The organism is Aphanothece hegewaldii CCALA 016, from assembly GCF_003007785.1.
GTDB classification, from domain to species: domain Bacteria; phylum Cyanobacteriota; class Cyanobacteriia; order Cyanobacteriales; family Microcystaceae; genus Chroococcus; species Chroococcus hegewaldii.
This window is the reverse complement of record NZ_PXOH01000022.1, coordinates 1-16560: the sequence shown is the minus strand read 5'-3', so window position 1 is coordinate 16560 and position 16560 is coordinate 1. Positions and strand designations below refer to the sequence as shown.

Genomic DNA, 16560 nt, shown 5'->3' with positions numbered 1-16560 from the left:
AGAAAAATGAGGGAGCAGCAAATTCAGCGCGGGAAAGAGTGGTTAGAAACAGTACTAAAACTGATGGGGTTTCCAACTGAAGTGAACATTGGAGCCGAAAAAGTAGACCCAATTGAACAAGGGGCATCTTGGTTATTAATCGATCAAACTAACTTAACGCGAGAACAAATTGAAATTATTATTGGCCCTAAAGGCGAAGGCATCGACGCTATTCAATATTTAGCTAATACTATTCTCAATATTGATTTAGAAGAAGAAAATCAGCAAGCTTTTACCGTTGAACTCAATGGTTATCGTCTCAAGCGACAAGCTGAATTACTCGCTTGGGCTAAAAGTGTTGTTGAACAAGTCCGACAAACTGGGCAAGAAGTGGAAATGAAATCTTTATCTTCTGCTGAACGTCGTCAAATTCATACTTTTTTACAAGATGTAGATGATCTTGAGACTGAAAGTCGCGGTCAAGAACCCGATCGACGATTAGTCATTCGGTTACGCTAAAAATAACTTCTTTGTTTCTTTCCTTCTGCAATGATGATCACAGAAGGAATTTTTTTGTTTAATTTGACAATTATCATAATTCTTTCATTTTGTTCCAGATTATGATAGGCTAAAAAATGAAAAGATTATGAAATGAATCACCCATGAATCGGATATATGGTGATCAAAACCGAAAAAAGACAAATCTGACGATCGCAGTCGGCTCATTTTTATTAATCTGTTTAAGTAGCTGTAACCCGAATACCACTTCGACTAATCCAACTGCAATCAACCCCTCACCGTCCCAAACCAGTTACCAGACCGAATCAAAGAAAGTAATTTTAACCACTTTTACAGTATTAGCCGATATCGCTCAAAATGTGGCTGGCGATCAAGCAATTATAGAATCTCTCACCAAACCAGGCTCAGAAATTCATGGCTATGAGCCAACACCAAGTGACTTAACAAAAGCCTCAAAAGCTGATTTAATTTTAGATAATGGTTTAGGGCTAGAACGCTGGGCAGAAAGATTTTATGGCAGTCTCAAAGATGTCCCTCATGTTACCCTTTCATTCGGAGTGACACCAGTTCTAATTGCTGATGATGCTTATGCGGGTAAACCTAATCCTCATGCTTGGATGTCGCCACAAAACGCCTTAGTCTATGTGGAAAACATTCGTAAAGCTTTAATAAAACTTGATCCAGCAAACGAAGCTTATTACACCGCTAATGCAGCAACCTACAGCCAGCAAATTCGGGAGATTGATCAAAAATTACGTCAGGAAATAGCAGCTTTACCCCCAAACAAGCGCTACATGGTTACTTGTGAAGGAGCATTTTCTTACATTATTCAAGATTATGGATTAAAAGAATTATATCTATGGCCAGTGAATGCGGAAAACCAAGGAACACCGCAACAAATTCGTAAAGTAATTGATGAAGTCAAGACGAACAAAATTCCGACAATATTTTGTGAAAGTACGGTGAGTGCTGAATCACAAAAGCAAGTAGCTGCTCAAACTGGAGCGAAATTTGGTGGTGTGTTTTATGTCGATTCTCTATCGGCGGCTGATGGTGTGGCTCCAACCTATCTTAAGCTGTTGGACTATAACATTAATACTTTAATCAAAGGTTTACAAGAGGGTTAAAAATGCAAAATTTAGCACGTATTCAGGTAGAAAACGTCACAGTTGCCTATAACGGTAAGATAGCATTACATGGGGCTACGTTGTCTCTCAACGAAGGCTCAATCGCGGGTTTAGTGGGGATGAATGGTAGCGGAAAATCGACGCTATTTAAGGCAATTATGGGGTTTGTACAACCCACTACAGGACGGGTTTTAATTAATGGCTTACCCATTAGACAAGCGCAAAAACGAGGACTTGTGGCTTATGTTCCACAGTCTGAAGAAGTAGATTGGAACTTTCCAATTAGTGTTTGGGATGTGGTGATGATGGGGCGTTACGGTTATATGAATCTCTTAAGAATTCCTAAATATTGCGATCGCCGTATGGTAGCTGATAGTTTAGAACGCGTACAAATGACTCCTTTTAAAGATCGTCAAATTGGTGAACTATCTGGGGGACAAAAAAAACGAGCTTTTTTAGCACGAGCATTAGCACAGCAAGGATCAGTAATTTTACTAGATGAGCCATTTACAGGAGTCGATGTCAAAACCGAAAAAGCGATCGCAGAATTACTTATTGAGCTAAAACAACAAGGACATACGATTCTAGTTTCTACTCATGACCTTAATTCAGTTGCCACTTTTTGTGATCAGGTTGTGTTTATTAATCAAACGATTTTGGCCTATGGCGCAACACAAGACGTATTTACTCCAGAAAATCTGACTCGCACTTTTGGCGGTGTCATGCCCAATGTCCGATTAAATCAAGAATATTAAGGTTGACAAATGGATCTAATTGTGCAGTGGTTTGCCGTACCAATTCAATATGATTTCATGCTCAAAGCAGTGTTGATGAGTGCTTTTGTCGGGATGGTTTGTGCGGTGCTATCGTGTTACATGACCCTCAAAGGTTGGGCATTAATGGGGGATGCTGTCTCTCATTCGGTTACGCCTGGTGTCGTATTAGCCTATATTTTTAATTTACCGTTTGCCTTGGGAGCATTTATCTTTGGTATTAGTTCAGTATTAGCAATTGGTTTTATTCAATCTAAAACTCGTATTAAAGAAGATACAGTAATTGGGTTAGTTTTTACAGGATTTTTTGCTTTAGGATTGGTGCTAATTTCCAAAAATCCTAGCAATGTTGACTTGATGCACATTTTGTTTGGTAATGTGCTAGGTATTTCTACGCCAGATGTGATCCAAACCGTTGTGATTGGTACGATTACCTTAGCTGTTATTCTGGTACTGCGAAAAGATTTATTACTATTTTGTTTTGATGCAACTCATGCGCGTTCAATTGGTTTAAATACGACAGCACTCTACTATATTTTGCTCACCTTACTATCATTAACGATTGTCGTCGCCTTACAAGCTGTTGGTATTGTTTTGGTTGTAGCTATGCTGGTTACACCAGGAGCGATCGCTTATTTATTAACCGATCGTTTTGATTATATGATGATTTTTGCGGTAATTTCTGGCATTTTCTCTAGCGTAATGGGAACTTATCTCAGCTATTATCTAGATGCTTCAACTGGCGGGTGTATTGTGGTGTTGCAAACTTTAATTTTTGTCGTCACGATGGTGGTTGCTCCTAAACATGGTTTGATTGCAAAAATGCGAAAACAATCGATTTTAGAATAAATACCTATGCTCGTTTAGCACTCTCCTGAAACTTGATCCGCTTTGTGCTTACAAAAATCTTTGGTAACATGAGATGTAGTTTTATGACTGTCAAAAAACTTACCAGCAACTTTGAGTTATATTAAACGATTATAAGAGCGTTAATCGTCTATGTCCTTTTCAGAAAACCCAAATAAAGACAACGCAACCGAACCGATAGAAGTGATTGAAATCGATCCACAGCCTGTATCTTATCCAGACAACTCATCAACTGCTCATCAGGAAATCACCAAAACTGCAAATCAGATTCAAACATGGTACGATGGTTTACCCATGATTGCCAAGCTTGGCGTTACTGTGGGAGTTATCTTTCTTGTTTTCTCTCTACTCACTACTGTTTTAAAGTTAGTGGCAACGATATTAAGTGTTTTTATCTTAGGTGCAATTGTTTTGTTACTATTTCGATATATTATTAGCTCTCAATCGTGATCTCGTTGAAACTTCGTTCACGGGGCGGCGATAATCTGACCTTTTATTCCAGCACTCGTCAGACTTTGTAAAGCTTGTTTAGCTTTGTCTTGAGTGCTAAATACTCCAATTTGCAAAACTGAACTTCCTTTATATGAAGTTGGAAAAGCATCAGGATAGAGCGATCGCACTTGGCTTTTTAGCTCACTATTATTTGCAGGTACAATCACCTTGTATCGGCTTTGAGGGGGTGATTGAGCCACTGTTGGGGTGGGAGTACCTGATAAATTAGAAAGCGTATCTGATAGGGTTTTTCGGGATGATGAATTATTTGTCGTACTAGCAACACTGGGCAGAGGTGGAGGTAACGGCGGTTGAGAATTATTCGTTTCAGGAAGAGACGGAACCAGCGGAAGAGGTCGTAACGGCGGTTGAGAATTATTCGTTTCAGGAAGAGACGGAACCGGCGGAAGAGGTCGTAAAGACGATGGCGAACTTTTGGGCGGTAGCGCGGGCATAACGGGGGGTTGAGGTTTTGTTCCTTCTGCGGTAAACGTTAATTCTTTTGGTGGTTTAATAGAACTTGATGAAGATGAAGATCTTGGAGTCGGGTTTGCTGCATTTAAAATATTCATATTAATTGATGCAATGGCTTGACTATTCCCAGTTAAGTACACATGACCTAATGCTTTTCCTTGATAGGCACGTTTACTAAATCGCCATCCCGGATTTAAATTAATTTTAAGTAAACCTGGTGCAATGCCATTTGTACGACCAACAATTACATCAGGTTTTTTGGCATTATTACGACTTGTTCCAATCAAAAAAAGTTCATTGTTTCGCATCACCAATCTTAGAAGATATTCCATGCCATAATCTTGACCATCAATCCGAATTGAATAACCATTAGGATCAGTACTACGCTCACAACTTCCAGTAAAATCAAAATTAAGTAATAATGGGTCAACTGTCACAGGATTTGAACCTATTTCACTCCAACATTGTTGTTTACCTGGTATTTGTTGCAAAATTAATAAATCATACTGATGATCCCCATAAGGTCGAGCAATAGCAATCAGTTGATTTTGCTCAATCTCTTGTTGCTCAAAGTTAACACCTTGTACTGATGAACTAGATCCTACCAGACAAGTCATTACTATCACGAAAAAAGAAGTAATCGGCTGCAAAAACGCTAGTCTCATAAGTAAATTAGTAAAAAGTATTCAAAGAATAAAAGATAGTTGTATCAATCAAGACGAGATCAATCAATTTTTGTTTTCTTGATAAATCAATTTAATGTCATGATAGAATTTCCCCAACTCTTTATAGTTTAATCATAATAACAGTGAAGGTTTTTGTTTATCACACTCCCGAACTAACCCCCATTGATCATTTGCCTGATTGCGCTGTTGTTATCGACGTATTACGAGCAACAACCACGATCGCAACCGCTTTAAATGCTGGTGCTGACTCGGTTCAAGCATTTAGTGATCTAACGACTCTCATGCAAGTGAGTGAAACTTGGCCACCCGAAAAAAGGTTACGAGCCGGAGAACGAGGCGGCGCACCAGTAGAGGGCTGTGATATGGGAAACTCTCCTTTAGATTGCACCCCCGATATCGTTGGCGGTAAACGCTTGTTTATCACCACTACTAATGGTACTAGAGCCTTGCAACGAGTTGAACAGTCTCCATCGGTTATTACTGGATCGCTGATCAATCGTCAAGCCGCCGTTAACTATTTGTTACACAAACAACCTGAAACAGTTTGGTTAGTGGGTTCGGGTTGGGAAGGTGGATACTCCCTCGAAGATACTACCTGTGCAGGTGCGATCGCTGATTCGTTAAAACAACATACCGATAAAATAGACATCGGTAATGATGAGGTTATTGCGGCTCTTGCTCTTTATCACCATTGGCAAGATAATTTATTAGAAATGTTTAATCAATCCAGTCATGGAAAAAGATTACTTCGTTTAAATTGTCATGAAGATTTAAAATACTGTTCTCAAATTGATTATCTTGATATTCTACCTATTCAAAAAGAACCGAGCATTTTAGTTAAGTTGTAAAGCCTGATTCAGTAATTACACATAGAGGAAAAATTTTTATTAATTTATTTTCCTCTTTTTTATGAGCAAAAAAAACGATATGTTAAGCTAATTAATAGAAATAAATTTATAAACTTAGGAAAAAAGTTATGACAATCATCATTAATCCAATCAGCGATATAACAGTAGGAAGTAACTCAGAAGAAACAATATTCGATTTATTAAATTATTTCGATGATCCAAAGACAACAGGCTTAATTGCTAATTTTCAGCTTTATAATACAACCCTTGGAAATGGCGTAATTAATATTGTTTTATTTGACCAAAATGGAGCGGGCGCACCTTTAACCGTAGACAATTTTCTGAATTATGTTGAACAAGAAGCTTATATTAATACAATTATACATCGCTCCGTACCAGGCTTTGTTATTCAAGGTGGTGGCTATACAGTTGATGAATTATCCCCCCAATTAATTACCAGCGATTCCCCTGTACAAAACGAATATAGTCCTAATCGTTCTAATTTACGGGGTACAATTGCGATGGCTAAAGTCGGAAATAACCCAAATAGTGCAACAAATCAATGGTTTTTTAACTTAAATAATAATTCAAGCAATCTTGATAATCAAAATGGTGGGTTTACCGTTTTTGGACAAGTATTATCTAATGATGATTTGGCGACAATTGATGCGATCGCTGCTGTTCCAGTTTTTAATGCTAGTTCAACTTTTAATCAGATCCCTTTAATAATCGACGCAAATAATCCTAAGATAGACAGTCCCGATGATTTTGTCCGTTTTCAAGAAATTACTTATACTTCAGTCGATGAGCTTCAATTCTCATTAGTGAATAACACTAACCCCAATTTAGTCAATGTTTCAATTAATGGTCAGGAAATTTTTATAGATTATCTTCCTAATCAAGTAGGAACAGCAGAAATCACAATTAGTGCTATTAATTTATTAGGTGAGCAAGCACTAGATACATTTACTGTTACTGTCAACGATTCTACTTTTGATGCCGCATCCTACGCAGCGTCTAACCCTATAGATTTAATTCCTTATTATATTAACTCTGGCTACGAGCTAGCTGTACTCACCAATCACTATCTAACCAATGGACAAAATGAAAATCGTCCTTTAGATACCTTTGATGAATTCCGTTATATTGCCTCTAGCTATGTTGGTAATGGCGATTTAATCGAGGCTTTTGGGAATAAACCCATCCCAGGAGCGATCGATAGTGCTGGCGCAACCCTACACTATATTAATAATGGTTTCGTCGAAGGACGTTCTACAACTGCCTTTGATCCTGCCCGTTATATCAATTCTTACCCAGATTTATTTACCGCTTTTGGCACTAATACCGCAGCAGCAACCAAACATTTTATTACTAATGGTTTTGCTGAAGGACGAAATCCGAATCTTTTCCCAAGCGATCGCTATTTAGCTTCTAATCTTGATTTAATTAACACCTTTGCACCCATTACTGATTATGCAGCCAAAGTAGAAGCCGCTTCTAATCATTATCTTTTGTCTGGACGAGGAGAAAGCTATCGACAGATTACCTTTGATGCTGCTCGTTATCTAGTTTCTTATGATGATTTACTCGGAGCTTTTGATACGGATACTCAAAAAGCTACTAAACATTACATTCAGAACGGTTTTTACGAACAACCACGACGTGAGCCGAATCTTTTTCCCAGCGATCGCTATTTAGCTTCAAATCCTGATTTAATTAACCACTTTGCCTCAATTCCCGATTATGCAGCCAAAGTAGAAGCCGCTTCTAATCATTATCTCTTGATTGGACGAGGAGAAAGCTATCGACAGATTACCTTTGATCCTAATGCCTATCTTGCTAATCCGATCAACGCGGATGTCGCGGCCGATCCTTTCTTCGGAACCCTTACCGGTGCGACACAGCATTATATCCTGTCTGGTTTTAACGAGCATCGTCCTATTGCTTAAGAACAATCTACATTCTTCGCCTCAAAAATAGACTTCTACCCTAGACAGAGGGCAAAAAGCTTTCAATAAGGGTAGATTTTGCTTTAGATGAAAAATTAACCCTTATTTAGTACAATTAAACTATATCTAATTCAAATTTCTATGACAGACTTAATTCTATTTTGGCATCGTCGAGATTTACGAATCTCTGACAACATTGGTTTAGCCACAGCTTATCAACAAACACAAAAGATTGTCGGTGTATTTTGTCTAGATCCAACTATCTTAAATGGAGATGCGATTGCACCAGCAAGAGTAACTTATATGATTGGTTGCTTGGAAAAATTACAAGAACATTATCAAAAAATTGGCAGTCAATTACTTATCATAAAAGGGGAACCGAGTCAAGTTATTCCCAACCTAGCAGAAACATTACAAGCACAAGCAGTTTTTTTTAATTTAGACGTTGAACCCTACGCTAAAGAAAGAGATAAAAAAGTCACACAAATACTACAAGGAAAAGGCATTAAATATAGAAATTTTTGGGATCAACTTTTACACGCACCTAACGATATTCTGACTCAATCCAATAAAGTTTATACAATTTACACTCCTTTTTGGAAAAATTGGAGCCAGCAAAAAAAAGCCTCACCGACTCCTAAAATAGAAAAACTACAAGGTTTAAACGAACAAGAATTAGAACTAGCCTCTAAAGTCGGTACAATTAATTTACCAACTGCTAAAGATTTAGGGTTTATTTGGGAAAATCCTTTACTTTTAGAACCTGGTGAACAAGCAGCCCTAGAAAGACTTGAGTTATTTATTGATCAAGCTATTAATGAGTATCAAGAGCAAAGAAATTATCCATCCGTTGACGGAACATCTCAACTGAGCGCAGCTTTAAAATTTGGTGCGATCGGTATTCGTACCGTTTGGCAAGCAACCAGTGATGTTTATGAAAATAGTCGTAGTGATGAAGTGAGAAATAGTGTCAAAGCATGGCAACAAGAATTAGCTTGGCGTGAATTTTACCAACATTGTATGTACTTTTTCCCAGAATTAGCAAAAGGAGCATATCGAAAAGAATTTAAAGAGTTTCCTTGGGAAAATAATGACGAACATTTTCAAGCTTGGTGTGAAGGAAAAACAGGTTATCCTATTGTTGATGCAGCCATGCGTCAAATGAATGAAATTGGCTGGATGCACAATCGCTGTAGAATGATTGTTGCTAGTTTTTTAACCAAAGATTTAATTATTAACTGGCAATTGGGAGAAAAATACTTTATGCAAAAATTATTTGATGGCGACTTATCTGCTAATAATGGTGGTTGGCAATGGAGTGCATCTAGTGGTATGGACCCTAAACCTTTGCGTATTTTTAATCCTGCTTCTCAAGCACAAAAATTCGATCCAGAAGGTGAATACATTCGTCAATGGTTGCCCGAATTACGCTCACTAGATACTGAAGAATTAGTAACAGGAAAAATTTCTCCCTTAGAACGTCATCGTTGTAATTATCCCGATCCTATTGTCGATCATAATGAGCAACAGCGAGAATTTAAGCGAAGATATCAACAAATTAAACAGAATGTAGAATAAATTATTATTAATTGTCGGGGTTTAGTCTTTAAACCCTCTCAAAAAATTATTAAATTATATCTTTTCTCAATTAAATAAAATCCATTGTCGGGGTTTTGTCTCAAACCCAGTTTTATAGTAATTTAATTTATAACCATACAAAAATATTTCATTAATTAAAAAACTGCTATATTTTAAATAGTTATCAAAAAATTTTGGCATCCTAATCCTTACAATAGATAAAATCCTCTAAATATCATGGCTCAAAAAATTATTCTAGGTATAATTTGGTTAGTATTTGTCATTTACGCTTTTTTCTTTGCGCCACCCAATCAACCTGATACTTTAGATTTAATCATTAATTTAAGTACTGGGAAATGGGACGGCATTAACCCAATAATTACCAGTTTATTTAACATAATGGGAATTTGGCCAATAATTTATTCTGGCGTGATAATTACTGATGGACGGATGCAAAAAATACCCGCTTGGCCATTTGCTCTATTTTCTTTCGCTGTAGGTGCTTTTGCTATTTTGCCTTATTTAATTTTGCGTCAACCTAATAGTAACTTTGATGGACAAAAAACACTCTTACTCAAAATTGTTGATTCTCGCTGGATAGGTTTATCAGCCACTTTAGGTACTATAGCATTTTTATTTTATGCTTTTTCAATGGGAGATTCGAGTAATTTTATTCAACAGTGGCAAACTAGCAGATTTATTCATGTAATGAGTTTAGATTTTTGCCTATTATGTCTTCTTTTTCCCATTCTTTTGAAAGATGACATGATACGACGTGGACTAAAAAATAATGTTTTATTTTGGCTTGTTTCTTTAGTTCCATTATTGGGATCTGCTATTTATTTAATGATCCGCCCGCCTTTAAGGGAAACAACGATAGACTAGGAAGTAAAGCGTAATAAGATTATTGAAAGTATGCCGAAGGTTCAAGAAATAGCTCAGAGTGCCGCAGCGATCGCCCGTGAACTGGGTATCGATAAATATGATATCTATGGTTCATCGGTAGACGATACCAGTGTCGAAGTTTTTCAGGGAGAACCCAAGCAGGTTCAAGCGTCTAACCGTTCTAGCGTTATTGTTAGAGTGTGGAATAAAAATAATCAAGTTGGGGTTACTTCTACTACCGATGTTGATCCAACGGGTTTAAAATTAGCCTTAAAAACAGCATCTGAGGCGAGTTTTTTTGGGGTAAAAGATAATGTACCTGATTTTAGTCCACAAGCAAAAGCTCCGACGGTTAGTATTCCCCAAGAAACCCCAGATCAAGCACCTGTATCGGATCTCATTGAAAAATTGATTGATGCAGAAAAAACGGTAATAGATGCCCATCCTGCTATTGAAAGTGTACCCTACAACGGTTTAGGTCAACAGGACGGCAACCGTTTTTATCTTAATAGTGAAGGGGCAATGCGAGAAGAAGTTCGCGCCTACACATCCATCTATCTGTATACTAAAACTGAGCAAGAAGGTAAAAAGCCTCGCAGTTCTGGCGCATTTAAAATCAGTCATAGTTTACAAGATCTTGATATAGATGGTTGTATCAAGGAAGCAGTTAGTAAAACAATTAGCCATCTAGACTATAAACCAATTAAAACGGGTAAATATAGGGTTGTTTTTTCACCTCGTGCTTTCTTGAGTTTATTTGGTCGATTTTCTAATCTTTTTAATGCCCAAAGTATTCTTGATAAACAAAGTTTATCGACTCCAGAATCAATAGGCTCTCAAATTGCCGCACCATATTTATGTGTAGATGATAATGCGCTTCATCCTGAAAATATTTCTGCTGAAACTTTTGATGGAGAAGGAACGCCAACTCGCAAAATTACTTTAATTTCCCAAGGGATTTTAAAGAATTTTCTTCACAGTACGATTACGGCTAAACGAATGAATACCGAACCTACTGGACATGGTAGTATTGGGGCTAAAGTTGGTGTTAGTTCACATTTCTATCATGTTTATGCTTGCGAAAATTCGACACAAACTTATCGTTTAGAAGAAGCAGAAAATGTTGTTTTAATCGATAATTTACAAGCCCTTCATGCGGGTGTAAATTCTTTACAAGGTTCTTTTTCTTTACCATTTGATGGCTGGTTAGTCAACAAAGGAAAATATACAAGTATCGATTCTGCGACTGTTGCTGGTGACTTTCTAACGCTTCTAAAATCGATTATTTTTGTCGAATCCGAAGCAGAAGTAACTCCAGGTGGAATTTGTCCTCGGATTTGGGTTGAGGAACTTTCGATTACTGGAGAACAATAATTAATTGGGTGGGTTATTCCCACCTAAATTCTAAGCTAGAGAGGTGATTAATTATGTCTAATATGACAATTAAACAATTAAAAGAAATTCAAAGTCTTTTATCAGACGCGGGGCATGATTATCAAGTTGAGATAGATGACGGAAAAGTATTGATTATGGGTCCTTCAGATATTACATCAAGCGAAGTTTCATTTTTATTTAGTCGTTCCCTAGGAAATTGGATTTATCCTCGTCGTTTGGGGAGAGTTTTTGATTCTGCGGGAGGCTTTATTTTACCGAATAGTGATGTTAAAGCCCCCGATATTTCTTTTGTACAAGCAGCAAGATTAAAACGCACGGTTAGAAGTTTTGCAAAATTAGTTCCCGATTTAGTTGTAGAAGTTAAATCACAAAGTGATAGAGTTAAACTTATAGAAGAAAAAATTAGGTTATTTTTATCACTTGGAGCCAAAATAGGTATATTAATTGATCCAGATCAAAAAAATGTGATCATTTATCGTCCCGAAGCTACTCCCATTATTTTAAGAAATCAAGATGTTTTAACTCTTCCTGATTTATTACCTGGTTGGGAACTCCCAATTAATGAAATTTGGCCGCCAGAATTTGAATAATAATTTAGTCTCCGCTCAATGAAGTGACGAGTCGCCGCCGTTAAATTTCCACCAAAAGCAGTTAAGCGGCGAGAGTTTCAAAGTATCTTAAAAAGATCTCGCACTTCGAGAATTTCTAAAATTACACTCCTGATTTTTCTAAGATTAATTTAGCTCCTTTAAGATTATTAGGAATTGTAATCGGATAATCACCGTTAAAACAAGCCGAACAAAAGCTATTAGGATCTTTTCCTGTTGCTTCTAACATTCCTCGCCAACTTAAATACGCTAAAGAATCAACTTCAATTTGTTGACGGATTTCTTCTACTGATTTGGTGGCGGCTATTAATTGTGATTGATTATCGGTGTCAATCCCATAAAAGCAAGGATGAGTTACTGGAGGTGAAGAAATTCTCATATGAACTTCTGTTGCTCCTGCTTCTCGTAAAGCTCGTACAATTTTACGGCTAGTAGTTCCTCTAACAATTGAATCATCAACAATAATCACTCGTTTGCCATTAAGAACATCTTTTAATGGATTTAATTTCATCCGTATACCATGTTCTCTCATGTGTTGCGTCGGTTGAATAAAAGTTCTTCCCACATAGCGATTTTTAATTAATCCTTCACCGTAACGAATCCCAGATTCTTCGGAAAAACCAATTGCAGCAGGTATGCCAGAATCAGGTACACCCATAACTAAATCAGCTTCGACATAAGACTCTCTAGCGAGTTGTTCACCTAAACGAATACGATAGGTATATAAGCTCTCGTCGTGCATAATGCTATCAGGACGAGCAAAATAAATCATCTCAAAAATACAAAGTTTACGTTCTGATTTTCCCCAAAAATGAGAGGTAATACCGTCTTCTGTAATCCAAACAAGTTCGCCAGGTTCGATGTCTCGTATATAGGTTGCACTAATAATATCTAAACCACAGGTTTCGGATGCTAAAACATAACGAGTGTTTCCTGCATCGGTTTCTATTTCGCCTAAAACCAGTGGGCGTATTCCATTGGGATCTCTTGCACCCATCAAGCCTACAGGTGTACCAATGACTAAACTATAAGCCCCTGAGCAAAGTCGAAAAGCATTAATCGCCGCTTCGATCCAATCCTGTCCGCTATTTATTTCTTGAGCGATCGCTACAGCAATCATTTCTGAGTCTGTTGTTGTCTCAAAATCACAACCCCGTTTTTCTAAGGTTTGACGAAGCTCTAAAGTATTGACTAAATTACCATTATGTGCTAATGCGAGAGCGCCGAGACTTGTTTCAACAACTGCGGGTTGAGCGTTAGCCCGAAGACTTGAGCCTGTGGTTGAATAGCGCGTATGACCGACGGCGATCGTTCCTGGTAAAGTTTTAAGAATATCTTCTTTAAAAATTTGAGCTACTAACCCCATATTTTTGTAACAGTGGATAGTCTCTCCCTCAAAAGTTGCAATACCCGCAGACTCTTGACCCCGATGTTGTAGAGCATACAAACCAAAATACGCTAATTTGGCGACCTCTTCTTCTGGAGCATAAACACCAAATACACCACAAGCCTCTTCAGGTTTGTCAGATGAATTGATAGAGTAGGGATCAATCAAAAACTCGTCGTAAACAGTCATGGGATCAGGTGGCTCCTGTGGACGGCCGATAAAGTTGCATTTTTCAATATATAGACTAATCAATCGGAAGAAATTTAACTAATCTTAATATTCCTTTAACCCGATTATATCAGCAATCTTCAAGCGATCGGGTATTGCAAAAAAGAATAAAATCTTCAAATCCGAATATAGTTAAAATTAATGAGAATGATAAGTAATTATTGTCAATATTTTTCTTGTTAAGAATCATATTTCCGTTTTTCCTTAGCAATTATTTTCGCGGCTAAAACACCACCTAAAAAGCCGAATAAATGACCTTGCCAAGAAATACCAGGTTGAGAAGGTAAAACACCCCACACCGTACCACCATAGAGTACACCAACAATAACGGAAAGCATAATAGAAGCAAAGTTACGCTGGAAATATCCTCTTAATAACAAAAATCCTAAATAGCCAAAAATTAAAATACTTGCTCCAATATGAACAGAACCCGGAATACCAAAAATCCAAACCCCCAAACCTCCGACTAACATGGTAATGCCTGTAACAATAAAGAAATCACTTGTTTCTTGTAACATTACTAGCCAGCCCAAAATTACAAAGGGTACTGAGTTAGCGATTAAATGAGCAAAATTTCCATGTAAAAACGGTGCAAATAAGATACCTCGTAAACCAATTAAATAATGTGGAATAATGCCGTAAACATCAAGCCGACCTCGAAAAACGAATCGATCAATAATTTCTACTATCCAAAAAGTGACTAAAAAACTACCTAAAATCGTGACTTGAGTTTTGAACTCTTGATGAATTGAATTTTTTAAGGGACGGCTCATATCAGTTTATTCAATGAGGGAGGTCGCCTCTATTCTATCCTGTCTCTCAAAACAACGGCTATAGGTATGTCATTCTTGACAACCGTTCATTATGTATTATAATTGTAATATATAATGTAATTAAAAATATGTCATACAATACCTTAGATTTAAAGACAGCATCACCAATACTGTCTTGGGCGGGTCACGACCTTGCACCCAAAGAAACACAGATGGCGAAAAATGTTGCTTCTTTGCCTTTTGTTTACAAACACGTCGCTTTAATGCCCGATGTACATTTAGGAAAAGGGGCGTTAGTAGGTTCAGTTATTGCGACCAAAGATGCAGTAATTCCCGCAGCCGTCGGAGTTGACGTGGGTTGTGGAATGGCTGCTCTTAAAATGCCATTTCATGGAGATCAACTAGAAAGAAAGCTGAAAAAAATTCGTTTAGAGATTGAAGAAGCTATACCTGTTGGTTTTGATGAAAACAAAGAAATAGAAAAAAATGTGACTAACTGGTTAGGTTGGCAACACTTTAAAGATTTACATAAAGGGGTACAAAACCTAGATAAAAAAGCCATTAAACAACTTGGTTCGTTAGGTGGGGGAAATCATTTTATCGAACTTTGTTTAGATACTGATAATCAAGTTTGGCTAATGCTTCATTCTGGATCACGCGGTATTGGAAATCAACTGGCTCAGTGTCATATTTCAACAGCAAAAAATTTAGCTAAATTGACTGAAATTAAATTACCTGATCCAGATTTATCTTATTTTGTTGCAGGTACACCAGAATTTGAAGCTTATTGGCGAGATTTACAATGGGCGCAGGACTATGCACGAATGAACCGCGAAATTATGATGGCACGGTTTAAACATATTGTCGAAAAAAATATAGCAGGAGGTAAACTTACTAAACCCATTTTATCCGTAAATTGTCATCACAATTATGCAGAAAAAGAACATCATTTTGGTGAAGATGTTTATGTAACTCGTAAAGGTGCGGTACGTGCTAGAGAAAATGATTACGGTATTATACCAGGATCAATGGGAGCTAAATCATATATTGTTAAAGGAAAAGGATGTGCAGAGAGTTTTTGTTCTTGCGCTCACGGTGCAGGGCGTTTAATGTCTCGAACTCAAGCTAAAAAACACTTTTCTCTTGATGATTTAATTCAGCAAACCGAAGGTGTAGAATGTCGCAAGGATTATAAAATTCTTGATGAGATTCCTGGAGCTTATAAACCTATTGAACAAGTTATGAATCAACAATCCGATTTAGTAGAGATTGTTGCCACTCTCAAACAAGTAATGTGTGTTAAAGGGTAGAGTAACAATAAAGAAAGGTTTGGCGGCAATTATACCATGAGGTAACATCATTTCATACATTAACTTTTGTAAAATTGTGCAAAAAGTGTAGATATTACAATTTCGAGGTTGAAGACATTGCAATTATTCTATCTATCAAGCATGAGCAATAGTATTAAATCTATTGTATAGATTCGCTTGATTTTAAATTGTCGCTCTCTTTAAGGATTTTGTCCTCTGGTTGAATTGTTTGGCTAAATCCGAAACCAACTAAAAATTTTCTATATAGTTATGGCAACTGTCTTACCTAGATACATATATAAGGCAAGTATCAAAGTTATATAGCCTCACTCAAAAAAAGTCGCCTAGAGAAAGAAAATTTTTTAATGCTTATAAAGATTGCTGTATAAGGATTTGAGCCGATGAGCCATCAATATTTTTTGAGAAATTTGGGGAATTTTGGAGGAATGTTAGAGGTCAAAATCGCCAAAAGCCTTACCCCAAAAGGAATCGAGAGACTGAAAAAAACTTTTGGCAAGGGTATTGACATTCCTTGGAGAATTGCTTATATTGGTAAATGCGCGGTAAAGAGAGCGGTTCAAGCGAAACGCCAAAAACCAAACTCCGAACGCGACCTGAACCTTGACAAATCAAGAGTTTGAAAGCCAGATAACAAATAAAACCCTTGTTAAGAAAATAATAA

Annotated in this window: 16 protein-coding genes; 13 read left to right on the top strand and 3 right to left on the bottom strand. The window is 37.1% G+C overall.

The features are described 5' to 3' along the window. Positions 1-6: 6 nt before the first annotated feature. From C7H19_RS17365 to C7H19_RS17345, 5 genes are all read left to right on the top strand, one after another. Positions 7-498 (top strand): Jag family protein, encoded by a 492-nt coding sequence (locus tag C7H19_RS17365; protein WP_106458192.1) that lies wholly within the window; start codon positions 7-9, stop codon positions 496-498. 143 nt (positions 499-641) lie between these two features. Next, on the top strand, positions 642-1625 hold the full coding sequence (locus C7H19_RS17360) for a metal ABC transporter substrate-binding protein (RefSeq protein ID WP_106458191.1): 984 nt from the start codon (positions 642-644) through the stop codon (positions 1623-1625). A gap of 2 nt (positions 1626-1627) precedes the next feature. After that, positions 1628-2380 (top strand): metal ABC transporter ATP-binding protein, encoded by a 753-nt coding sequence (locus C7H19_RS17355; protein WP_106458190.1) that lies wholly within the window; start codon positions 1628-1630, stop codon positions 2378-2380. 9 nt (positions 2381-2389) lie between these two features. After that, positions 2390-3247, top strand: coding sequence for a metal ABC transporter permease (locus tag C7H19_RS17350; protein WP_106458189.1), 858 nt, complete (start codon positions 2390-2392; stop codon positions 3245-3247). 150 nt (positions 3248-3397) lie between these two features. After that, entirely contained in the window at positions 3398-3715 is a 318-nt protein-coding gene (locus C7H19_RS17345) for a hypothetical protein (protein WP_106458188.1), read from the top strand. Positions 3716-3732: 17 nt separating this feature from the next. Here C7H19_RS17345 and C7H19_RS17340 read toward each other — a convergent pair whose 3' ends face one another. Then, on the bottom strand, positions 3733-4848 hold the full coding sequence (locus C7H19_RS17340) for a DUF3747 domain-containing protein (RefSeq protein ID WP_245927600.1): 1116 nt from the start codon (positions 4846-4848) through the stop codon (positions 3733-3735). Between the two features lie 191 nt (positions 4849-5039). Here C7H19_RS17340 and C7H19_RS17335 point away from each other — a divergent pair, with 191 nt between their 5' ends. From C7H19_RS17335 to C7H19_RS17310, 6 genes are all read left to right on the top strand, one after another. Beyond that, positions 5040-5765 (top strand): 2-phosphosulfolactate phosphatase family protein, encoded by a 726-nt coding sequence (locus tag C7H19_RS17335; protein WP_106458186.1) that lies wholly within the window; start codon positions 5040-5042, stop codon positions 5763-5765. Between the two features lie 128 nt (positions 5766-5893). After that, on the top strand, positions 5894-7714 hold the full coding sequence (locus tag C7H19_RS17330) for a peptidylprolyl isomerase (protein ID WP_106458185.1): 1821 nt from the start codon (positions 5894-5896) through the stop codon (positions 7712-7714). A gap of 141 nt (positions 7715-7855) precedes the next feature. Then, on the top strand, positions 7856-9292 hold the full coding sequence (locus C7H19_RS17325; protein WP_106458184.1) for an FAD-binding domain-containing protein: 1437 nt from the start codon (positions 7856-7858) through the stop codon (positions 9290-9292). Between the two features lie 237 nt (positions 9293-9529). Beyond that, positions 9530-10177 carry a DUF2834 domain-containing protein gene (locus C7H19_RS17320; protein WP_106458183.1) on the top strand — a complete coding sequence of 216 codons (648 nt, stop codon included), beginning with the start codon at positions 9530-9532 and terminating at the stop codon, positions 10175-10177. Positions 10178-10207: 30 nt separating this feature from the next. Further along, entirely contained in the window at positions 10208-11551 is a 1344-nt protein-coding gene (locus C7H19_RS17315) for a TldD/PmbA family protein (protein ID WP_106458182.1), read from the top strand. A gap of 53 nt (positions 11552-11604) precedes the next feature. Further along, the gene (locus C7H19_RS17310; protein WP_106458181.1) at positions 11605-12162 is read left to right on the top strand and encodes a Uma2 family endonuclease; all 558 of its coding nucleotides are present in this window, start codon (positions 11605-11607) and stop codon (positions 12160-12162) included. A 121-nt stretch (positions 12163-12283) separates the two neighbouring features. Here the strand turns inward: C7H19_RS17310 and purF are convergent, their stop codons facing one another. Together purF and C7H19_RS17300 are read right to left on the bottom strand one after the other, a co-directional pair. Beyond that, the gene (purF, locus tag C7H19_RS17305) at positions 12284-13756 is read right to left on the bottom strand and encodes an amidophosphoribosyltransferase (protein ID WP_106458180.1); all 1473 of its coding nucleotides are present in this window, start codon (positions 13754-13756) and stop codon (positions 12284-12286) included. A 218-nt stretch (positions 13757-13974) separates the two neighbouring features. Continuing rightward, positions 13975-14568 (bottom strand): rhomboid family intramembrane serine protease, encoded by a 594-nt coding sequence (locus tag C7H19_RS17300; RefSeq protein ID WP_106458179.1) that lies wholly within the window; start codon positions 14566-14568, stop codon positions 13975-13977. 128 nt (positions 14569-14696) lie between these two features. Between C7H19_RS17300 and C7H19_RS17295 the strand changes: the two genes are divergently transcribed. After that, positions 14697-15878, top strand: coding sequence for an RtcB family protein (locus tag C7H19_RS17295; RefSeq protein ID WP_106458178.1), 1182 nt, complete (start codon positions 14697-14699; stop codon positions 15876-15878). A 401-nt stretch (positions 15879-16279) separates the two neighbouring features. After that, positions 16280-16519: a hypothetical protein gene (locus C7H19_RS17290; protein WP_106458177.1), complete on the top strand. Its 240-nt coding sequence runs from the start codon at positions 16280-16282 to the stop codon at positions 16517-16519. Positions 16520-16560 lie beyond the last annotated feature (41 nt).